The organism is Mesorhizobium sp. B2-8-9, from assembly GCF_006439475.1.
GTDB lineage: Bacteria > Pseudomonadota > Alphaproteobacteria > Rhizobiales > Rhizobiaceae > Mesorhizobium.
In genome coordinates, this window is sequence record NZ_VFTQ01000004.1 from 161,640 (window position 1) to 182,772 (window position 21,133).

The window sequence follows — 21,133 nt, forward strand, 5'->3', positions numbered from 1 at the left end:
CCGACCCCACGGACCCAGGAGATGCGGCGGACCTGAGCATCATGGGGTATTTTTGGATCGAGCCGGCTACTCTACCCTCGCGCCGGCCTCGTCTTCTGTCTATGCGTCGCAGATTTGCGCAAGACCTCATAAAAATCAACCATTTCTTAACCACCGCTCACGAATCGCTTGGGTTAAGGTAAATTCGTAACCCTGTTGCAGCGCTGGAGAATCGTCGCCTTTATGCCGAGCATGTCTCCCGAAAGTGGAAACCGGTTTCAGGATAAAGACAGGCGCGTGCGGGGTCTGAAAGATCGCGACGCGTTTTAGGCAGCCTTGGCGACCACCCTGTTGCGGCCGCCGCTTTTGGCCTCATAGAGCGCCAGGTCGGCGCGCTTCATCAGCGCGGCGACGCTGTCGGTCCCTTTCAGGAGAGACGACACGCCGACGCTGACCGTGACCTCGATCGCCTTGCCGTCGGCACCGATGGCAAAAGCTGCCTGTGCGATCTCGGCGCGAATGCGTTCGGCCACCTTCTCGGCGACCGCGCCGTCGGTGTCCGGCATAACCACGACGAACTCCTCGCCGCCGAAGCGGCAGGCGAGATCGATGCCGCGCACATTCTTGCGCAGCCGCCGGGCGAACTCACGCAGAACGTCGTCACCGCCGTCATGGCCATGGGTATCGTTGATCGACTTGAAGCGATCGAGATCGGTGATCATCACCGACAAGGGCCGCCGCCGCGCCACGGCGCGATCGAACAGTGTCTGCAGATGGCTGTCGAGGTAGCGGCGGTTGTGCAGCCCGGTCAGCCCGTCGATGACCGCCATCTCGATCGTCTGGGCGACGCTGGCGCGCAACTGATCGTTGTAGCGCTTGCGCCGCACTTGCGTGCGCAGGCGCGCCGTCAGCTCGTGCTGGTCGATCGGCCGGATCAGGTAGTCATTGATACCAAGTTCCAGGCCACGCAGGATGCGGCCCTCCTCGCCCTCATCGGCGAGCAGCATGATCGGCAGGAAGCGGGTGCGGTCGAGCGAACGCAGCTGCGAGCAGAGTCTCAGCGCATCGAAGTCGGAGAAAGCAGTCGAGATCAGCACGCATTCATACGCCGTCTCGGCCGCCTGGAAGAACCCCGCATTCGGGTCGGTCGCGACATCGAGCTCGGCGGTGTTGCGCAGCATCTTCTGGATGCGTTCGACGGAAGGTTTGCGCTCGTCGATGAGCAGCACCCGCGGCTTGGCGTCTTCGGTCGCGAAATCGCGGCTCAGAAGTTCCTCGATGCCGATATTGCGCGTGGTCGAGGCGCGCAGCCTGAGCTCGTCGGTCAGCGATTTCAGCCTGACCAGGCTCTTGACGCGTGTCATCAGTTGCAGGTCGTTGACGGGCTTGGTCAGGAAATCGTCAGCGCCCGCCTCGAGGCCGCGCACCCGGTCCGATACCTGGTCGAGCGCGGTGATCATGACGACGGGGATATGCGAGGTCGCCGGATCGCTCTTCAGGCGCTTGCAGACCTCGAACCCGTCCATGTCCGGCATCATCACATCGAGCAGCACGACGTCGACCTTGCCGTTCTCGCAGGTCTCGATCGCATCCGGGCCGTTATTGGCCGTCAGCACCTCGAAATACTCGGCAAGCAGCCGAACCTCCAGCAGCCGCACATTGGCGGGGATATCGTCGACGACGAGGATCCGCGCGGTCATCTCAAAACTCCGGTTCTGCTGGTCTCGGGCATCAGGCGTCGCCCAGATAGGATTTGATCGTCTCGATGAAGCGCGGCACCGAGATCGGCTTGGAAATATAGGCCTCGCAGCCGCCCTGGCGGATGCGCTCCTCATCGCCCTTCATGGCGAAGGCGGTGACGGCGATAACGGGGATCGAATGCAATTCGTCGTCTTCCTTCAGCCATTTGGTCACTTCCAGGCCGGACACTTCCGGCAGTTGGATGTCCATCAGGATGAGGTCCGGCCGGTGCTGGCGCGCGAGGTCGAGCGCCTCCAGGCCATTGCGCGTGCGAACCGTTTCGTAACCGCTGGCTTCGATGAGGTCCCGAAAGAGCTTCATGTTAAGCTCATTGTCCTCGACGATCATCACCTTCTTAGCCATCAGTTTCCCGTCCCGACCGCCCTCGAAGCCGAAGGCCGTCGCAATGCGTCCCCTTCGGACCGCACCCAACCCATTTCCACTCTAGCCCAATATGATTGACGAAACGGAAACCGGAGGTTGGAAAGCTGCACCAATTCCACCTTCGGACGTTGCATGGGAAAGAGCGGAGGCTTGCCGCAAGCGACGCTTGCCGTTACTGCGGAAGGAGACTCGAAAAAATCCACCATTGCAAAGGTAACGATGGCGAACGCAGCGTCAATGCGCGAGGGAGCGGAAACCATTGCCGTCAAGGCCCTGGCCTTCGTCGCCGCCGACCCGGAGCTTCTGCCCCGCTTTCTGGCGATCACGGGCATCGAGGCGAACTCGATCCGCAGGGCCGCAGCTGAGCCGGGCTTCCTTGCCGGCGTTCTGCAATTCATCCTGGCACACGAGCCGACGCTTCTGCGCTTCGCCGAGGAAACCGGCACGCCGCCAGCCGCCGTCGGCAAGGCATTGCGCGCCCTTCCGCTCGGCGACGACGATCACGAGCGCTCGACATGAGCGACGATCCCGAGACGGCGCGGCAGATCGAAGAGCTTGCCGCGGATGACCGGCCGCTGCTGGTGCTCGACGTCGACGATGTCGTGCTCGAATTCGTCCGGCCCTTCCCGCATTTCCTGAAAACGCGCGGCTTCGGGCTGACGCTGGCTTCCTTCCGCCTCACCGGCAACATCGCCGAGACGGTGAGCGGGCGGCTGATCGAGCAGCCGGAAGTGACGGCGCTGCTCGGCGATTTCTTCGACGCCCAGGCGGACTGGCAAAGCATCGCAGAGGGTGCGGCGGACGCGCTGGCGATGCTCGGCCGAAGCGCCGAGATCGTCCTGCTGACCGCCATGCCGCACAAGCACCGCGCCGTGCGCCGTGCGCATCTCGATGCGCTGGGGCTCAATTACCCGCTGCTGACGACGGAAATGGCCAAGGGACCCGCCATCGCGAAACTGCGCGGCGTCGGGGGCCGGCCTGTCGCCTTCGTCGACGACCAGCCTTCCAACCTAGTTTCGGCGCGCAACTCCGTGGCGGATGCCCATCTCTTCCATTTGATGGCTGACAACTCGCTGCGCGCCTTCCTGCCACCGACGCCGGAAGACATTATCTCGGTCGACGACTGGTGCGATGCGACGCCAAAGATCGCGGCCGCGCTCGGGCTTTAACCCAAGCACTCAGGGCTTCAGCTTCGCTCCGGCCCCACCATTGTCGCCGCCGTCCGAATCGTCTCCGCCGGTGGAATCATCCGTTCCGTCCGCGCCGTCATCGCCTGAGTTGTCATCCTGACCGGCGCTGTCGTCCTGGGCGGCGTCCGGTCCCTTCAGCATCGCGCCGTTGACCGTGACTGATCCATCGGCCTTGGTGTTGATCGTCCACTCCAGCCGGCCATCCGGCAGCGTCTTGCCAAAGCCTTTGACGGCCAGGGCAAAGGGGAAGGCCTGCGCCATCTGCTCATCGCTTTTGGCGGCTTCCTTCAAGGCATCGACGATCTTGTCATAGCCGGCGACATCGACGGTCACGCTCGCATCGGGTTTCTCGCCGGGAAAGGTCATCTCGCCTTCCAGCGCGACTTCGATGGCGCCGTTCTTCACCGTGCTGTGCCCGATCACGACCTTCGGATTCTTGGCCTTGAAATCGGCGACCAAAGCTTTGCCGAATTCGTCCGACAGCGGCGGATTCTTATTGAGATCAAAGCCTTCGATCGCCTTTTTCGCCATCGTATCGAGATCGATATTGGCGCCGCCGAAATGCAGGTCGATGTCGGTGGGCAGCAATGGGGCGGTCCATTCCGGCAGGGTCTGATGCGGGATCGTCAGACCGGCGGCCTTGATCGCGTAATCGACCTTGCCGTTCTGGGAGATGCCGTCCATGCCGAATGCGGTGCTGAATTGCGTGGCACCGAACTTACCGACAGGGCTGTCGACCTCGAAATTCTTGAAGCCGTAATTGCCGTCGATCCTTTCCCAGATGGGCAGCGCGGCCAGCATCAACGATTTGAGCTCAGCCTGGTTGGCCTTGAGCTTGGCTTCATCCTCATTGGCCACGGCAAAGGCAAGCAGGTCGAGCAGCGGCTTCGTCCGCACGCCCTTGCCGTTTGCGTCCACCGAAAGTTCCGGTGTTTTCAGCGTGACCGGGAAGTTCAATCCTTTTTCGGGATCATCGACTTTGATCATCTCGACAAAGTCCGAGACTTTTTGCGTGGCGGTGAAGTCGACGCCGCCATTGGCGGATTTGGTCGCGGTAACGGTGGCGGTGCCGGCGCCGGTCGAGACGTCGGCCTGCTGCTTGGCTTCGTTGGATGTCATGGTCATCCCGGCCAATGAGCTGGTCGCGCTGGTGAAAGCCGCAAGGGCCGGATCGTAGATGCTGGTCAGCTTGCCGTCCTTGATCGTGAACTCCATGCTCTGACGGCCTTCCGGTCCTTCGAACTCGAAGGATGCGCCTTGCGAGAAATTCGACGAGACGTCCCAGGATCCGTCGCTGCGCGGCTTCACCATCAGCGCGTATGGCGCCATGTTGAATTTCAGGAGCTTCTGTTCCGGCAGCGCATTGACGAGCGCCTTGACGTCAAGCGCAATCTTGTAGGCGTCGCCCTCGACCGAAACCTTGAGCACGCCCTTGTCGAACGCCTGCTTGCCGAAATAGCGCGCCAGATTGTCGGAAAGATCTTTGGCGCCTTGATTGTCGACGGTCTGGGCAAAAGCCGGCGCGCTGAGCGCGAGGGCAAAGGCAAATGGCAAAATACGCTTCACGTCAGTTCTCCGTGATTTCGGAAGACGAAATATTCATGCTTCTGGTAGGCAAGAAGCGTAACAGCCGCAAGACGCCGACTGTAGGCCAAAAGCTCATTCGGCTAAAGCGCTAGGCGCATCAGCGCCCAAAGCACAAGGCGCATCAGTACCTAAAGCACAAGGCGCATCAGCGGCCGGCCGGGCTTGCGCTCCACCAGCCTCTCGAAGCCGGCCTTCTCGAACACCCGTGACGAGCCGACGAAAAGCCCGATCGAGCGCGAATCGCGCGACAGATCGATCGGGCAGGCTTCCAGCAGCCTCGCTTTATTCTCGCGGGCGAAAGCGATTCCGCCCTCGACAAGGCGATGCGTGATGCCCCGCCCCCTCGCCCTGGTGCGGATGAAGAAGCAGGAGATCGCCCAGACGGCCGGGTCGCCGGCATCGGCGGGATCGACCGGGGCCGAGCCCCTGCCCTGATTGTTCCACTCGGGGATGTCGGCGCGCGGGCCGACCTGCATCCAGCCGACGGCCTTGCCCTCCTCGAGCGCCAAGAGTCCCGGCGGCGGGCCTGTTTCGATTCGCGCCTTGATGAGATCCTTGTTGCGCTCTTTGTCGCTGGCGCGGCGCTCCGCCGGCGACAACCGGAAATGCGTGCACCAGCAGCCGTAGCAGGCACCCTGCTTGCCGAACAGGTCCTCGAAATCGGGCCAACGTTCAGGAGTCAGCGGTGCGATGGTCGTGCTCATGCGTTCTCCCCAGGCCAAGCTTGTTGCCAGCCTTGCGCTGTCGTACCATTGCATTTGTTCTCTTTATGTTCGCAGCGATGGCGGCTCCTGTCAACAATCCCGAACACGGTTTTTGCCGTGACTGCCTGGCGCTCCAGCGCGGCGAGACGCGTCGCTGCGATCGCTGCGGCAGCCCGCGCCTTGTCCGTCACGCCGAACTCTACCGGCTGCGGATCGCCCATATCGATTGCGACGCCTTCTACGCGGCGGTCGAGAAGCGTGACAATCCCGCGCTGAAGGACAGGCCTGTCATCATCGGCGGCGGCCGGCGCGGCGTCGTTTCCACCGCCTGCTATATCGCCCGCATCCAGGGCGTCCGCTCGGCCATGCCGATGTTCAAGGCGCTCGAACTGTGCCCCGAAGCGGTGGTGATCCCGCCCGACATGGAAAAATATGTCGGTGTCGGCCGCCAGGTGCGCGCGTTGATGCTGGCGCTGACGCCGCAGGTCGAGCCACTGTCGATCGACGAGGCCTTTCTCGACCTCGCCGGCACCGAGCGGCTGCACGGCATGCCGCCGGCGCTGGTGCTGGGCCGCTTCGCGCAGACGGTGGAAAAGGAGCTCGGCATCACCGTTTCGGCCGGCCTCTCCTACTGCAAGTTCCTGGCGAAAATTGCCTCGGACTTCCGCAAGCCGCGCGGCTTTTCCGTGATCGGCGAAGCCGAGGCGCCAAGCTTCCTCGCCGCGCAGCCGGTGACGATGATCTGGGGTGTCGGCAAGGCGCTGGCCGCGACGCTGGAGCGCGACGGCATCCGCATGATCGGGCAGCTGCAGCGCATGGAGCGCGGCGACCTGATGCGCCGCTATGGCGTGATGGGCGACCGGCTCTACCGCCTGTCGCGAGGCGAGGACGACCGCCCGGTCGATCCGGACGACGATGCCAAGAGCGTCTCGGCCGAAACCACCTTCGACAACGACATCGGAGCCCTGGCGGAGCTGGTGCCGGTGCTGCGCGGGCTGTCGGAAAAGGTCTCGGCCCGGCTGAAAAAATCCGGCATCGCCGGCCGCACCGTGGTGCTGAAGCTGAAGACGCAGGATTTCAAGACCCGCACGCGTAACCGCCAGCTCGGCGACCCGACGCGCCTGGCCGATCGCATTTTCCAGACCGGGCTCGACCTGCTGCGCCGCGAGGCCGACGGCACAAAATTCCGCCTGCTCGGCATCGGCGTCAGCGACCTCTCCGACGACCAAAAGGCCGATCCGCCGGATCTGGTCGACGTGCAGTCGCGCAAGCGCGCGCTTGCCGAAGGCGCAATGGACACGCTGCGCGACAAGTTCGGCAGGAAAGCCGTCGAGACCGGCTATACATTCGGCAAGGGCCGCGCCGCCAATCCGCCCGAGCCGCTGGAAGATTGAAGGGTCAGGTCCGCTTGAGGTCGATCCGGCTCGTCACCACCATCTTGCCGGTTGCCGGATCCATGTCGGTCACCGTCATGCGCATATTGTCCGGCCCGATCTTTTCTACGGTCAGCTCCGCATTGCGGTCGCCATTGACGACTTTCGCCCAGTGGATGTCGAGGTTGATTGCGTCGCCCTTGCGGCTTCCGCTGAGCCCGGCAGGTCCGCTGCGCGAACCTATGTAAGTGCCAGTGTAGCTCGCCCCGTCGACCTTCAGGTCGGCGCGGATTTCCCGCGACATGATCAACAACGCACGACAGGTGCCGTCAAGCGAGAGCGAGTCCGCCGTCGCGTCCGAAGTGAAGTTGCAGTTGATGTTCATCACCGGCGTGTTCGTTCTGATCCTGACCGTCCCCTTGCCGGCGAACTTCCCCTGCAGCGATCGCAGGAAAGCCGCCTCGTCGGCATGCGCGCCCGTCGCGCAGAAAAGACAGGCGGCGGCCAGCAAAGCGGCGGTCGATTTCATCAAGACGTTTCCCTCTCGCGATCATGCGCCCTCCGACGGAAGGCGTGGACTTAACGGGTGCTCAGCCGCCAGGTTCCGCCGCCGCGATGACGGTTTTTTGACGCCCGCTCCGCTGGCCCAGTGGAATGACGCCACTAACGGTTGCGGCCCGGGTCCGGGCTTGCGACATAGGGCTCAAATGGCGCCCGCTCCCTCGATCCCAAAAGCCGCGTTCTGGATGGCTCTGTCAATCGCCTCGATGCTGGCGATGTCGGTTGCCGGCCGCGAGACGACGGCCGAGCTCAACGTCTTCCAGGTGCTGGAGCTGCGCTCGGTGATCGGTTTCTTCATCCTTTTGCCGCTGGTGATGATGAGCGGCGGTTTTGCCGCGATGCGCAGTGAGCGCCCGTTCGCCCATGTTGCCCGCAACATGATCCACTATACCGGCCAGGCCGCCTGGCTCTACGCGCTGACGCTCATTCCGCTCGCCGCGCTGATCTCGATCGAGTTCACCACGCCGATCTGGACGGCGATCCTGGCGGTCAGCTTTCTGGGGGAAAGACTGTCCCGGTCGAAACTCACGGCGATCGTGCTTGGCCTGATCGGCGTGGTCGTCATCGTGCGCCCCAGCGCCGGGTCGATGGATCCGGGCCACCTCGTCGTCTTGGGCGCCGCGGTCTGCTTCGGCATCTCGATGGTGCTGGTCAAGTCGATGACCAAAACCGAAAGCGTGGTGCGCATCATCTTCTGGATGCTGATCATCCAGTCGGCGGTTGGCCTGATCCCGGCTCTCTACAGCTGGCACAACCCTTCGCCAGGGCTCTGGCCATGGATCTTCGTCATCGCCTTCACCGGCATGTCGTCGCATTTCTGCCTGGCCCGTGCGCTGGTCCATGCTGATGCCACGATCATCTCGCCGATGGACTTCCTGCGCGTGCCGCTGACGGCGCTGGTCGGCTGGCTGCTCTACCATGAGCAGATCGACGTCTTCACCGCTGGTGGCGCGGCTCTGATTCTCGCCGGCAATTTGCTCAACCTGCAGAAGAAGACGCCGCGGGTGGCAGAGGCGGAGGCGGCAACGCCCTGAGCTCGGGTGTGTTGAGATTCAGGTCAGGCCAAGCCGAAAATGGTGGCTTTCGAGAACCGGAGCGGAGCGGACATTCGGGTCCGTGAGCACCGGAAGCGCACAAAACCAGCATTTGCAGGCTGGCATCACCTGAATATCAACACAACCTAGACCAACTCCACGTCCACCACGCCCTGCACCGCGCGCATGGCGGAGGCGATCTGCGGCGAGACGCGATAATTACCCAGGCCGATCTCAATCTCGCCCTGCGCCTCTCCCTTGAGAACGATGATGCTGACTTGACTGTCGCCACGCTGTTTGAGCTGCGATTGAATGATCGACGATGGTCCATCGTCCCTGACAAAGATGCGCAGCGCTTTCTGGATGCGGCTGGCTTCGTCGTCCAGTGATTGCACCGAGTTGATGCGCAGGTTCACGCCCTCAGGCCTGTCTTCGGCCGCAACCATAATCACCACCGAACTGCCGGGCTCCAGCATGTCGCGATACTGCGCCAGGCCTTCGGAAAACAGTACGGCCTCATACTGTCCCGTCGTGTCGGAAAACTGCACCACGCCCATCTTGTTGCCGGTACGGGTCTTGCGCTCCTGCTTGGAGGTGACCGTGCCGGCGAGGCGCCCGGCGGCGGCGCCGCGTTTGACCGCAGCCGAGAATTCCGCCCAGTTCTGCACCCGCATCTTTTGCAGCGCGGACTTGTACTCATCGAGCGGATGCGCCGAAAGATAGAAGCCGACGATCTGGAATTCACGGTGCAGTTTGTCGGCGGCAAGCCACGGATCGGTCGCCGGCAGGTTGAGAGCCTGCGACTGGCTCCCAAGCGAAGCGCCGAAAATGTCGGCCTGGCCGGAGATGGCGTTCTGCTGCGCCAGCGAGGCAAGGCCCATCATCCGCTCGACGCCGGCCATCATCTGCGCGCGGTCATGGCCGAAGCAATCGAGCGCGCCCGCCATGATCAGGCTTTCGAAGACGCGCTTGCCGACGATCTTGGGATCGACCCGCTCGCAGAAATCGGCAAGGTTCTTGAACGGCTTCTCGCCGCGCTTCTCGACGATGTGCTCGACCGCCGCGTCGCCGACGCCTTTCAGCGCCGCCAGCGAATAGAAGATCTTGTTCTCGCCGACCTCGAAGGGACGGAAACTCGACATCACCGACGGCGGCACCACCTCGATGCCGAGGCGCATGGCGTCCTGGCGGAAATCGGCCAGCTTGTCAGTATTGCTCATGTCGAGCGTCATCGACGCCGCGAGGAACTCGACCGGGTAATGCGCCTTGAGATAGGCGGTCTGGTAGGAAACGACCGCATAGGCCGCGGCGTGCGACTTGTTGAAGCCGTAGTCGGCGAACTTGGCCAGGAGGTCGAAGATGAAATCGGCCTGCGGCTTTGAGACGCCGCGCTCGACCGCGCCCGTGACGAAGCGCTCTCGCTGCTTGTCCATCTCGGCGCGGATCTTCTTGCCCATGGCGCGGCGCAGAAGGTCGGCTTCGCCGAGCGAATAGCCGGAAAGCTCCTGCGCGATCTGCATCACCTGTTCCTGGTAGACGATGACGCCTTGGGTCTCCTTCACCAGATGGTCGATCTTGGGATGGATCGAGGCCATCTCCTCCTCGCCGTGCTTTCTGGCGTTGTAGGTCGGGATGTTCTCCATCGGGCCGGGGCGGTAGAGCGCCACCAGCGCGATGATGTCCTCGATGCAGTCCGGCCGCATGCCGATCAGCGCCTTGCGCATGCCGGCACTTTCAACCTGGAACACGCCGACCACCTCGCCGCGCGACAGCATCGCGTAGGTGTCGGGGTCGTCGAGCGGTATCTTGGCGAGATCGATGTCGACGCCGCGCCGCCGTATCAGCTTCACTGCCGTTTCCAGCACCGTCAGCGTCTTCAGGCCGAGGAAGTCGAACTTCACCAGCCCCGCCTGCTCGACATATTTCATGTTGAACTGGGTGACCGGCATGTCCGAGCGCGGATCGCGGTACATCGGCACCAGCTCGGACAGCGGACGGTCGCCGATGACAATGCCCGCGGCATGCGTCGAAGCATGCCGGTAGAGGCCTTCGAGCTTCTGCGCCGTGTCGAGCAGCGTCTGCACGATCGGCTCCTTCTCCGCCTCCTCGGCGAAACGCGGCTCGTTGGCGATGGCATCCGCCAGCTTGACCGGGTTGGCCGGGTTCTGCGGCACCATCTTGGAGAGCTTGTCGACCTGGCCGTAAGGCATCTGCAGCACGCGGCCGACATCGCGCAGCACCGCGCGCGCCTGCAGCGTTCCGAAGGTGATGATCTGCCCGACCTGGTCGCGGCCGTATTTCTGCTGGACGTAGCGGATGACCTCCTCGCGCCGGTCCTGGCAGAAGTCGATGTCGAAGTCCGGCATCGACACCCGGTCCGGATTGAGGAAGCGCTCGAACAGCAGCGAAAAACGCAGCGGGTCGATGTCGGTGATGGTGGTCGAATAGGCGACCAGCGAGCCGGCGCCCGAACCGCGCCCCGGCCCGACGGGAATGCCTTGCGCCTTCGCCCATTTGATGAAGTCGGCAACGATCAGAAAGTAGCCCGGGAACTTCATCTTCTCGATGATGCCGAGCTCGAATTCGAGCCGCTCGCGATATTGCTCCACCGTGTAGCCCGGCGTCGGCCCGTGCGCGGCCAGCCGCGCCTCCAGGCCTTCGCGCGCCTGCCGGGCAAGCTCGGCCGCCTCCGCCTTCTCGGCTGCGTCCTTGTCGGCAGCGTCGGCGCCGGTGAAGCGCGGCAGGATCGGGCTGCGGGTCTTCGGATAGTAGGAGCAGCGCATCGCGATCTCGACCGTGTTGTCGATCGCTTCGGGCAAGTCGGAAAAGAGGCGCGCCATCTCGGCCTGGCCGCGCAGGAAATTGTCAGGCGAAAGCCGCCGGCGGTTGTCGGCGGCAACCACCGAGCCTTCGGCAATCGCAATCAGCGCGTCATGCGCCTCGTAATCCTCGCGTTTGGAGAAGAAGGCCTCGTTGGTGGCGACCAGCGGCAGGTCATGCGTATAGGCAAGGTCGACGGTCGATTTCTCGACCATGCGATCGTAGCCGGCGACCCGCTCCAGCTCGACATAAAGCCTGTCGCCGAACAGGCCTTTGAGGAACGACAACCGCTGTTCGGCGAGATCGCGCCGGTCCGCTTTGAGCGCACTGCCGATCGGACCGCGCGGCCCACCGGTCAGACAGATCAGCCCGTCGCGCCGATCTTCCAGCATAGCGCTGTTCAGATGCACCGGCTCGCCTGGCGGCGTCTCCAGATAGACCTTGCTGATCAGCCGCACGAGATTGCTGTAGCCGTCCTCACTGGCGGCGATCAGCACGACCGGCGACATCTCCGGCCCATGGCGGCGGCGGTCGCGCTGGCCGTCGCTCGCTTCCCCGGAAAAGGCCAGATCGATCTGGCAGCCGATGATCGGCTGGATGCCGTCCTTGACCGCCTTCTGCGCGAATTCCAGCGCGCCGAACAGATTGTTGGTGTCGGTGACCGCGATCGCCGGCGCCTCGTCCTTGACCGCATGGCCGACGATCGCGCCAAGCTGCAAGGCGCCCTCGAGCAGCGAATAGGCCGAATGCACGCGCAGATGGATGAACCTACGCGCCGGCGTTTCCGGCCGCGCGGCCTTCACTGCGGCTTCGCGCTGCAAAGGATCGCGTGGAAGTCGTTCATCCGCCATGTTTTTTCACGCTGTGCCAAGACTCATCGGTGCAGATGTATTGTCCCGGACGGGGCCATGCCAGTCCAGCACAATCGACCGCGACACAGGCTTGCGTCCCGCACCGCCCTTTCTCAGGCAAACTCCATAATCACCGCATCGACCGCCAGGCTGTCGCCGGGCTTGGCGTTGAGCTTGGCTATCGTGAGGTCGCGTTCGGCGCGCAGCACGTTTTCCATCTTCATCGCCTCGACCACGGCCAGCGTCTCGCCGGCCTTGACCTCCTGGCCCTCGGCCACGGCGATCGAGACGACGAGACCAGGCATTGGGCAAAGCAGCATCTTCGAGGTGTCGGGCGGCAGCTTCTCCGGCATCAGCCTTTCGAGTTCCGCGATGCGCGGCAGCATGGCGCGCGCCGTCACCGACATGCCTTTCCAGGCGATGCGCAAACCGTTCAGCGTCGGACGGATCTGCGCCGCGACCTTGTCGGCGCCGATCGTGCCCTGCCAGATCGCGTCGCCCGGCCGCCAGTCCGAGGCGACGGTCAGCGGCTTGCCGCCATCGATCGACAGATCGACCTCCATCGGGATGGAAATCATGCCGTCGACGATCTCGACCGGCAGATAGTCAGCGCCGATCTTTACCACCCAATCGCGCTTGAGATGTCCGGAATGCGGCGCCAGCCGGCCGCTGAGGCGGTCGAGCCGGTCGCGGCGCAGCAGTTCGATCGCCGTTGCGACGGCGGCGAATACCGCCCTCTCCTCGCCATCCGGCGCGACCGGCGAAAAACCGTCCGGATATTCCTCCACGATGAAGCCTGTCGACAGCCGCCCCTCGCGCCAGCGCGGATGCTGCATCAGCGCCGAAAGGAACGGGATGTTATGCTCGATGCCGTCGACGATGAACCTGTCCAACGCCTCTGACATGACGTCGATGGCTTCCAGCCTTGTCGGCGCCCAGGTGCAGAGCTTGGCCACCATCGGGTCATAGAACATCGAGATTTCCGAGCCTTCGGTGACGCCGGTGTCGTTGCGGATGACGGTGCCGCCGAACGTACCCTCCTCCGGCGGTCGATAGCGCGTTAGCCGGCCGATCGACGGCAGGAAGTTGCGGAAGGGATCCTCCGCGTAAAGGCGGCTCTCCACCGCCCAGCCGTTGAGCTTCACGTCGCTCTGCTTGATGCCGAGCTTCTCGCCGGCGGCAACGCGGATCATCTGTTCTACCAGGTCGATGCCGGTGACCAGCTCGGTCACCGGGTGCTCGACCTGCAATCGCGTATTCATTTCAAGGAAATAGAAATTCTTGTCCTTGTCGACGATGAACTCGACGGTGCCGGCGCTCTGGTAGTCGACGGCCTTGGCCAGGGCCACCGCCTGCTCGCCCATCGCCTTTCTGGTCTTGGCATCGAGGAACGGCGACGGCGCTTCTTCCACCACTTTCTGGTTGCGGCGCTGGATCGAGCATTCGCGCTCGCCGAGATAGACTGCCGTGCCATGCGCGTCGGCCAGCACCTGGATTTCGATATGGCGGGGATCGACGACGAACTTCTCGATGAAGACGCGGTCGTCGCCGAAGGAGCTTTTCGCTTCCGAACGCGCACGCTCGAAGCCGTCGCGCACCTCCGATTTGCTCCAGGCGATGCGCATGCCCTTGCCGCCGCCGCCGGCCGAGGCCTTGATCATGACCGGATAGCCGATCTCGCCGGCGATCCTTTCGGCATGGTCGGCGTCTTCGATGACGCCCAGCCATCCGGGCACGGTCGAGACCTTGGCCTGGCTGGCGAACTTCTTCGATTCGATCTTGTCGCCCATGGCCTTGATGGCCTTGGGCTTCGGCCCAATGAAGACGATGCCTTGCTTCTCCAGCGCCTCGCAGAAAGAGGCGCGCTCCGAGAGGAAGCCATAGCCCGGATGCACGGCTTCGGCGCCGGTTTGCTTGCAGGCGGCGATGATCTTCTCAGGCAACAGATAGCTCTGTGCCGCCGGCGAAGGTCCGATATGCACCGCTTCGTCGGCCATCTCGACATGCACGGCATCGCGGTCGGCATCCGAATAGACCGCGACGGTGGCAATCCCCATCTTGCGCGCGGTCTTGATCACGCGGCAGGCGATCTCGCCGCGATTGGCGATCAGGATTTTCTTGAACATTCGGATGTCGTCCTCCGGCGAAGCGGTCCAGTTCTATGGACAATCCCGCCATGTCTCAAGTGGCCGGCCGGTGCGCATCCGACTTGCTCGAATTGCGACTGCCGCGCCGAAAAACGTCGCAAGGGAAGTTGGCCGCCAGCAAGGAAAGCGATAAGGTGGTCGATGGGCTCGGAGAAACAAACGGCGGGCAGAGATTTCGCCCCGCCAGGCGGGAACGACGGCCTGCCGTAACCTGAAACTTACTGATTGCCTTGGGAGGAAACGCCTGATGAAAACGCGTGCCGCAGTCGCCGTCGCCGCCGGAAAGCCGCTGGAGATCATGGAGGTCGACCTCGAGGGGCCGCGCGAAGGCGAAGTGCTGGTCGAAGTCAAGGCGACCGGCATCTGCCATACCGACGAGTTCACACTGTCGGGCGCCGATCCGGAAGGGCTGTTCCCGGCCATCCTCGGCCATGAGGGCGCCGGCGTGGTCGTCGATGTCGGCAAGGGCGTGACCTCGGTCAAGAAGGGCGACCATGTCATCCCGCTCTACACGCCCGAATGCCGGCAGTGCCCGTCGTGTCTGTCGCGGAAGACAAACCTCTGCACCGCCATCCGCGCCACGCAGGGACAGGGCCTGATGCCCGACGGCACCTCGCGCTTCTCGATGGGCAAGGACAAGCTGTTTCATTACATGGGCTGCTCGACCTTCTCCAACTTCACCGTGCTGCCCGAGATAGCGGTGGCCAAGGTCAATCCCGACGCCCCCTTCGACAAGATCTGCTACATCGGCTGCGGGGTCACCACCGGCATCGGCGCGGTCATCAACACCGCCAAGGTCGAGCAGGGCGCAACCGCCGTGGTCTTCGGCCTCGGCGGCATTGGCTTGAATGTCATCCAGGGTCTTCGCCTTGCCGGCGCCGACATGATCATCGGCGTCGATGTCAACAACGACAAGAAGGCCTGGGGCGAGAAGTTCGGCATGACGCATTTCATCAATCCGAAGGAGATCGACGGCGACATCGTGCCTTACCTGGTCAACCTGACCAAGCGCGGCGCCGACCAGATCGGCGGCGCCGACTACACTTTCGACTGCACCGGCAACACCAAGGTGATGCGCCAGGCCCTGGAAGCCTCGCATCGCGGCTGGGGCAAGTCGGTCATCATCGGCGTCGCCGGCGCCGGCCAGGAGATTGCGACCAGGCCCTTCCAGCTGGTCACCGGCCGCACCTGGATGGGCACCGCCTTCGGCGGCGCGCGCGGCCGCACCGATGTGCCGAGGATCGTCGACTGGTACATGGAGAAAAAGATCCAGATCGATCCGATGATCACCCACACGCTGAAGCTCGACGACATCAACAAGGGCTTCGACCTCATGCATGAGGGCAAGTCGATCCGCAGCGTCGTGGTTTACTGAGAAAACAAGCCGCCGACCTATGGCCAGCGACTGAAGTTGCACAGGTTCAACAAGGGAGGAACTCAATGCCTGAAAAACTGCATCCGAAGATCGACAACGGTTTGCCGAGGGAGAGCGCGAGCTTTGCCGGCGGCACGCTGGTCTGCGCCTGCACCAGCAATCCGGTGAAGGTGAAGGTCAAGGGCCAGATCGCCCACAACCATGCCTGCGGCTGCACCAAATGCTGGAAGCCGGACGGCGCTATCTTCTCGGTCGTGGCCGTCGCCGGCACTGGCGATGTCACCGTCACCGAGAATGGCGACAAGCTGAAGGTGGTCGATCCCGCGGCGCTGATCCAGCGCCATGCCTGCACCGGCTGCGGCGTCCACATGTACGGCCCGGTCGAGCGCGACCATCCCTTCAAGGGCCTGTCCTTCATCCATCCCGAGCGCTTCGAGGAGGATGGCTGGTCGCCGCCGGGCTTCGCCGCCTTCGTCTCCTCGATCATCGAATCCGGCGTCGACCCGAGCCGCATGGCCGGCATCCGCGGCCAGCTGAAGTCGATCGGGCTTGAGCCCTATGACTGCCTCAATCCCGGCCTGATGGACTATATGGCCACCTGGACCGCCAAGAAGTCCGGAGCCTTGGCGGCCTGACAATTGCGAAATTTCATGCGAAGGGGCCGGCCTATGTCGGCCCTTTCGTACATTTGGAGATAAGGTTGCCTGCCCCCATCATTTATGTCGACGCTGATGCCTGTCCGGTCAAGGCCGAGGTCGAGAAGGTCGCGGAGCGCCACGGCGTCGTCGTCACCTATGTCTCCAATGGCGGCCTGCGGCCGTCGCGCGATCCGATGATCCGCAACGTCGTCGTCTCCAAAGGCGCGGATGCGGCCGACGACTGGATCGCCGAGAACGCCAGGGCAAACGATGTCGTAGTGACAGCCGACATTCCGCTTGCTGCGCGCACGGTGGCGCTCGGTGCGCATGTGCTCGGCCCCACCGGCCGCCCCTTCACCCCGGAAACCATCGGCATGGCGGTGGCGATGCGCGATCTCAAGCAGCATCTTCGCGAGACCGGCGAAAGCCGGGGCTTCAATGCCTCCTTCACACCGAAGGACCGTTCCCAGTTTCTCGGCGAGCTCGACCGCATCTTGCGGCGCGCGCTCAAATCCGTCACACCGGACTGATCCAACGTCTTCAAGGGCCTCGGGCCATGGGTGACGATCTCAAGACGCCGATGCATCGGCACATGCAGTTCGCCCTCGCCGCGGCCATCGGCATCGCGGCACTGCTGCTTGCCTTGTTGCTGCGCTGGCCGCTCCCCTACTCGATCGGCGCCAATGTGTTCTTTGCAAGCTATATCGCCCTGGTGCTGACCCTGATGCCGAGCCTTACCGGCCGCTATCTCCGCAAGAATGCGCGCGCGACCGACCTGCCCGTGCTGCTGATCTTTGCCGTCACGCTCTTTGTCGTCGGCGCGGCCATCGTCTCGCTGTTCCTGCTGATCAACCGCAAGGATGCCGCGCATCCCCTGCAGCTCGCCTTCGCCATATTGTCGATCCCGCTCGGCTGGTTCACAATCCATGCCATGGCGTCGCTGCACTACGCGCACGTCTATTGGAAGGATGGCGACGGGATCGACGAGAAAACCCACAAGAAGATGCCGGTCGGCGGCCTCGATTTTCCGGGCGGCAAAAGGCCGGAAGGCTGGGATTTCCTCTATTTCGCGACGGTCATCGGCATGACGGCGCAGACGGCGGACACGGCCGTCACCACCTCGCAAATGCGGCAGGTCGTGCTTGTTCATTCGATCCTGACCTTTTTCTTCAACACGGTGATCGTCGCGGCGGCAGTCAATCTCGCGGTCAGCCTGGGCTCTCCGTAATAAATCCGTGATCGCATGAAACATTGCCTTGTGCGGCGACGTATTGAGGGGGAGACAATGACCTGAGAAGCCGCTTGCTTGAGGCGGCCGGAGGCAAGATGGACACCGTTGCCAACAACCATTCCGCCGCCGAGGCGGACGGCAAAGACACGACCCTCATCTACCGGCAATCGCGCTGGACGCGGTTGACCCACTGGATTTGGGCTTTCTCGCTGTTCTTCATGCTGCTTTCCGGCCTGCAGATCTTCAACGCGCGGCCGCAGCTCTATGTCGGCAAGCAGTCCGGCTTCGAGTTCAACAACACGATCCTCCAGATCGGCGCCGAAAACACCGCCAACGGTCCGCGCGGCTTCACTGAAATCTTCGGCCATCGCTTCGACACAACCGGCGTGCTCGGCTGGTCGGGTCCCCCGGGACAAGAGACGCCCCGCGCCTTCCCTTCCTGGGCCACGATCCCGTCCTATTACGACCTCGGCACCGCCCGCGTGGTGCATTTCTTCTTCGCCTGGATCCTGACCACGACCCTGCTCATCTGGCTGATCGCCAGCCTGGTCAACGGCCATATCCGTCGCGATCTTGCCCCTCGCGTGTCAGACCTGCGCAAGCTGCCGCGCGACATCGTCGATCATGCGAAGCTGAAGTTCCACCACACGCGCGAATACAACACGCTGCAGAAAATGGCCTATGGCGGCGTGCTCTTCGTGCTTTTGCCGCTGATGATCGTCACAGGCCTCGCAATGTCGCCGAGCATGAATTCGGTATTGCCCTGGCTCAACGAAATCCTCGGCGGCAGGCAGACGGCGCGCACCATCCACTTCACCGTCATGGTGCTGCTCGTGCTTTTCTTCATCGTCCACATCCTGATGATCCTCGCCGCCGGCCCGATCAACGAGCTGCGTTCGATCATCACCGGCTGGTACCGCACCGACCCGCCTGCGAAGCACGTTGAGCCGACCGAGAGGAGCGCCTGACATGGCAAAATTCCAGATCAGCCGCCGCAAGTTCCTCACCTCCGCCAGCCTCGGCCTGTCCGGCATCGCGCTGTCGGGTTGCGACGTATTCGACAGCGGTCTCGGCATCGGCGGCGGACTGCGCAGCTTCCTCGAAAACGCCAATGGCCTGACCTGGCGCGCGCAGCGCCTGCTTGCCGGGCGGGACGCGCTGGCGCCGGAATTCACCGAGGCCGATATCCGCCAACCGCAACGGCCGAACGGCGTCACGGCGCCCGATGACGACACCTACAAGGGCCTGCTCGCCAACAGTTTCGCCGACTGGCGCCTCGAGGTTTCAGGCCTTGTAGAGAAGCCGCTTTCGCTGACCCGCGAGCAGCTTCAGAACATGCCGAGCCGCACCCAGATCACCCGCCACGACTGTGTCGAAGGCTGGAGTTGCATCGCCAAATGGACCGGCACGCCGCTGTCGCTGGTGCTGGACCAGGCCGTGGTCAAGCCGCAGGCCCGCTATGTCATGTTCCACTGCCTCGACACGATCGAGCAAAGCCTGTCCGGCGACATAAAATATTACGGCACCATCGACCTGATCGACGCCCGCCACCCGCAGACGATTCTTGCCTACGGCCTGAACGGCAAGCCCCTGCCGGTCGAGAACGGCGCGCCGCTGCGCGTGCGGGTCGAGCGCCAGCTCGGCTACAAGATGCCGAAATACATCTACAAGATCGAGCTGGTCGACAGTTTCGCCAATGTCGGCGGCGGCCGCGGCGGCTACTGGGAGGACAATGGCTACGACTGGTATGGCGGGATTTGATGGCCCCTCGCCTGCAGGCCGAGCATGGTCTAGCGGCCGCCGAGCTTGGTGCCATCGAGGAGCGTCTCGACAACGACAACCGGCGGCTGACCGGTCGTGGCGACGACCGTGCTCTGGTCTTTGCGCTGCGGGATGAGCAAGGCCGCGCCGTCGGGGTCGCCGCCGGGTATTCCTGGGCGAGCATTGCCGAGCTCACGCTGATGTGGGTCGACGAAGCCTATCGAGGCCTTGGCCTCGGCAGGAAGCTGCTCGATGCCTTCGTCGCGGAAGCCGCCGCTCGCGGCTCGCTGCGGATATGGGTTTCGACCCATGACTTCCAGGCGCCGGGCCTTTACGAAAAGGCCGGCTTCGAGCGCATGGCCGAATTGACCGGCTGGCCCGAAGGCCATTCCAACATCATTCTTTGCAAGACGATTGCAGGAAACGCCTAAGCCACTTTCTCAAGCAGCGGCTTCAGCGTCGGATGGATTTCCGGCGCCGCGTGCTTGATCAGCGTCAGCAGCGCGCGCTCGTTGTCGCGCAGCGGCCGCCGGCCGCCGCCGACACGCTCGGCAAGCCATTCGGCCTCGCTGGCGTCGATCGTCTCGGCGCGGCGAGCAAGCGCTTCAGCAGCCCGGTTCCTGGCTTCCCATTCGGCCTCGATATCACCGGGCGAATGATAGGCTTCGAGGATCGCCGCGAAACCACCCGACACCATCCGGCTGAAGAAGCCGCCAAGCGTCGGCGCTGCCTCGTCGAGGAAGTTCTCGTGGCGCAGCGCCACTTCCCGCGTCGGCGGCTCGTAGCCGGTCGAGCACATGACGTAGTTGGCGATCGCCTTGACGAAGAGGTCGCTCCAGGACGGATCGTTGTCGGCTGCCGCGGTCCGGTCGTTGATCCTGAACAGGACCTCCGCCTCGGCCTTGCTGATGGCGATGTTGCCATCGCCGCCATAGGCATAGAGGATGCGCCGCAGCAGATCGACCTCGGCCTTGGCGATATGGCCCGGAACCAGGCTGCCGCCATGCATCAGCGGACCCTTGCCGTCGATTACCGCATGCGCGACCTGTTCCAGCACATAGGCCGAGAGCTCGCTGGGGGAGGACCTCGCTTCCTCCAGCACATGCACCAGCAGTTCAAGCTCGGTGCGGCCGTCGACCATGCCGTCGCGCGAGACGGTGCGGACAAGCCAGTCGGCATTCTGCTCGGAGATATAGCCCTCCGGCTTTTCCTGGTGGACGATGTAGTCGGTCACCGCCTCGACGAAGAACGGCGCCCATTCGCCGCATTTGTCGCGCGCCGTCTGGTCGAGCGCGAACAGCGCCTCCGCCTCGCCGCGACTGACCACGCCGTCGGCGAAGACCTCGCGCCGCAGCACCGTCACGTCTTCGGCCGTGATCTTGTTCTTCGAGATCAGCCCCGCCACCGGAGCGCTCATGATCAATTCGCCCATTTGCCGTCCCTGCCCGTCGCCCGTTGCCGGCGAACTGAGTGCGTTACCCCGCCAAGCTTTATCAGCATTGTCTTGAGAAACCGGCAAACGGCGTGGTTAGCGAAGCCTTGTCAGCCAATCCATGTCGCTGAAAAGCAGGGCGCGCTTAAAATGTCGCTGGGAGGTGACAAGGTGTCGCCGACGGGCTATGGATGACACGTCGAGGACTTAGGTGACTGAGTCCTACCTGTTTGCGGGAGAGAGCAGCGCAAGCTGTCGCCGAAGGGGAAATCGCCCGAAATCTCTCAGGCAAAAGAACCGTGGACGGGAAAGACAACTCTGGAAAG

At 63.4% G+C, this 21,133-nt stretch carries 19 protein-coding genes and 1 riboswitch; of the genes, 11 read left to right on the top strand and 8 right to left on the bottom strand.

What is annotated here, in order from left to right:
• Window positions 1-305: 305 nt before the first annotated feature.
• Window positions 306-1,679 (bottom strand): PleD family two-component system response regulator, encoded by a 1,374-nt coding sequence (locus FJ423_RS06965; protein ID WP_140840331.1) that lies wholly within the window; start codon window positions 1,677-1,679, stop codon window positions 306-308.
• Window positions 1,680-1,710: 31 nt separating this feature from the next.
• On the bottom strand, window positions 1,711-2,082 hold the full coding sequence (locus tag FJ423_RS06970) for a response regulator (RefSeq protein ID WP_027166515.1): 372 nt from the start codon (window positions 2,080-2,082) through the stop codon (window positions 1,711-1,713).
• A gap of 240 nt (window positions 2,083-2,322) precedes the next feature.
• Between FJ423_RS06970 and FJ423_RS06975 the strand changes: the two genes are divergently transcribed.
• Both FJ423_RS06975 and FJ423_RS06980 read left to right on the top strand, forming a co-directional pair.
• On the top strand, window positions 2,323-2,622 hold the full coding sequence (locus FJ423_RS06975) for a DUF3572 domain-containing protein (RefSeq protein ID WP_140840333.1): 300 nt from the start codon (window positions 2,323-2,325) through the stop codon (window positions 2,620-2,622).
• Window positions 2,619-3,272: a hypothetical protein gene (locus tag FJ423_RS06980; RefSeq protein ID WP_095765102.1), complete on the top strand. Its 654-nt coding sequence runs from the start codon at window positions 2,619-2,621 to the stop codon at window positions 3,270-3,272. The genes FJ423_RS06975 and FJ423_RS06980 overlap by 4 nt, the downstream gene beginning before the upstream one ends.
• Before the next feature lie 9 nt (window positions 3,273-3,281).
• Here the strand turns inward: FJ423_RS06980 and FJ423_RS06985 are convergent, their stop codons facing one another.
• Window positions 3,282-4,859: a hypothetical protein gene (locus FJ423_RS06985; RefSeq protein WP_140840335.1), complete on the bottom strand. Its 1,578-nt coding sequence runs from the start codon at window positions 4,857-4,859 to the stop codon at window positions 3,282-3,284.
• 149 nt (window positions 4,860-5,008) lie between these two features.
• Window positions 5,009-5,584, bottom strand: coding sequence for a GNAT family N-acetyltransferase (locus FJ423_RS06990; RefSeq protein ID WP_140840337.1), 576 nt, complete (start codon window positions 5,582-5,584; stop codon window positions 5,009-5,011).
• A gap of 65 nt (window positions 5,585-5,649) precedes the next feature.
• On the opposite strand from FJ423_RS06990, the gene FJ423_RS06995 reads away from it, so the two are divergent.
• Window positions 5,650-6,978: a DNA polymerase IV gene (locus FJ423_RS06995; RefSeq protein ID WP_140840339.1), complete on the top strand. Its 1,329-nt coding sequence runs from the start codon at window positions 5,650-5,652 to the stop codon at window positions 6,976-6,978.
• A 4-nt stretch (window positions 6,979-6,982) separates the two neighbouring features.
• Here the strand turns inward: FJ423_RS06995 and FJ423_RS07000 are convergent, their stop codons facing one another.
• Window positions 6,983-7,486 carry a hypothetical protein gene (locus tag FJ423_RS07000; protein ID WP_095765098.1) on the bottom strand — a complete coding sequence of 168 codons (504 nt, stop codon included), beginning with the start codon at window positions 7,484-7,486 and terminating at the stop codon, window positions 6,983-6,985.
• Between the two features lie 178 nt (window positions 7,487-7,664).
• Here FJ423_RS07000 and FJ423_RS07005 point away from each other — a divergent pair, with 178 nt between their 5' ends.
• Window positions 7,665-8,552, top strand: coding sequence for a DMT family transporter (locus FJ423_RS07005; RefSeq protein WP_140840341.1), 888 nt, complete (start codon window positions 7,665-7,667; stop codon window positions 8,550-8,552).
• A 146-nt stretch (window positions 8,553-8,698) separates the two neighbouring features.
• Here the strand turns inward: FJ423_RS07005 and dnaE are convergent, their stop codons facing one another.
• Window positions 8,699-12,223 carry a DNA polymerase III subunit alpha gene (gene dnaE, locus FJ423_RS07010; protein ID WP_140840343.1) on the bottom strand — a complete coding sequence of 1,175 codons (3,525 nt, stop codon included), beginning with the start codon at window positions 12,221-12,223 and terminating at the stop codon, window positions 8,699-8,701.
• A gap of 113 nt (window positions 12,224-12,336) precedes the next feature.
• Window positions 12,337-14,349, bottom strand: a complete 2,013-nt coding sequence (locus FJ423_RS07015) for an acetyl/propionyl/methylcrotonyl-CoA carboxylase subunit alpha (protein ID WP_140840345.1) — start codon at window positions 14,347-14,349, stop codon at window positions 12,337-12,339.
• A 268-nt stretch (window positions 14,350-14,617) separates the two neighbouring features.
• Between FJ423_RS07015 and FJ423_RS07020 the strand changes: the two genes are divergently transcribed.
• The 7 genes from FJ423_RS07020 to FJ423_RS07050 all read left to right on the top strand — a co-directional run bounded on the left by FJ423_RS07020 (window position 14,618) and on the right by FJ423_RS07050 (window position 19,806).
• The gene (locus tag FJ423_RS07020; RefSeq protein ID WP_140840347.1) at window positions 14,618-15,745 is read left to right on the top strand and encodes an S-(hydroxymethyl)glutathione dehydrogenase/class III alcohol dehydrogenase; all 1,128 of its coding nucleotides are present in this window, start codon (window positions 14,618-14,620) and stop codon (window positions 15,743-15,745) included.
• Between the two features lie 65 nt (window positions 15,746-15,810).
• Window positions 15,811-16,380 carry an S-(hydroxymethyl)glutathione synthase gene (gfa, locus tag FJ423_RS07025; RefSeq protein ID WP_140840349.1) on the top strand — a complete coding sequence of 190 codons (570 nt, stop codon included), beginning with the start codon at window positions 15,811-15,813 and terminating at the stop codon, window positions 16,378-16,380.
• 65 nt (window positions 16,381-16,445) lie between these two features.
• Complete coding sequence (locus FJ423_RS07030; RefSeq protein ID WP_140690756.1) at window positions 16,446-16,913, top strand: YaiI/YqxD family protein; 468 nt, start codon at window positions 16,446-16,448, stop codon at window positions 16,911-16,913.
• Between the two features lie 26 nt (window positions 16,914-16,939).
• Entirely contained in the window at window positions 16,940-17,611 is a 672-nt protein-coding gene (locus FJ423_RS07035) for a DUF1345 domain-containing protein (RefSeq protein ID WP_140840351.1), read from the top strand.
• 98 nt (window positions 17,612-17,709) lie between these two features.
• On the top strand, window positions 17,710-18,582 hold the full coding sequence (locus tag FJ423_RS07040; RefSeq protein ID WP_140840353.1) for a cytochrome b/b6 domain-containing protein: 873 nt from the start codon (window positions 17,710-17,712) through the stop codon (window positions 18,580-18,582).
• Between the two features lies 1 nt (window position 18,583).
• A complete protein-coding gene (locus tag FJ423_RS07045) occupies window positions 18,584-19,375 on the top strand; it encodes a molybdopterin-binding protein (protein WP_140840355.1) in 792 nt (263 codons plus the stop codon).
• On the top strand, window positions 19,375-19,806 hold the full coding sequence (locus tag FJ423_RS07050) for a GNAT family N-acetyltransferase (RefSeq protein WP_140840357.1): 432 nt from the start codon (window positions 19,375-19,377) through the stop codon (window positions 19,804-19,806). Before FJ423_RS07045 ends, FJ423_RS07050 begins: the two co-directional genes overlap by 1 nt.
• Here the strand turns inward: FJ423_RS07050 and FJ423_RS07055 are convergent.
• Window positions 19,803-20,807 carry a hypothetical protein gene (locus FJ423_RS07055; RefSeq protein ID WP_140840359.1) on the bottom strand — a complete coding sequence of 335 codons (1,005 nt, stop codon included), beginning with the start codon at window positions 20,805-20,807 and terminating at the stop codon, window positions 19,803-19,805. The genes FJ423_RS07050 and FJ423_RS07055 overlap by 4 nt on opposite strands.
• A gap of 223 nt (window positions 20,808-21,030) precedes the next feature.
• Window positions 21,031-21,117: riboswitch (glycine riboswitch) on the top strand.
• Window positions 21,118-21,133: the final 16 nt, after the last annotated feature.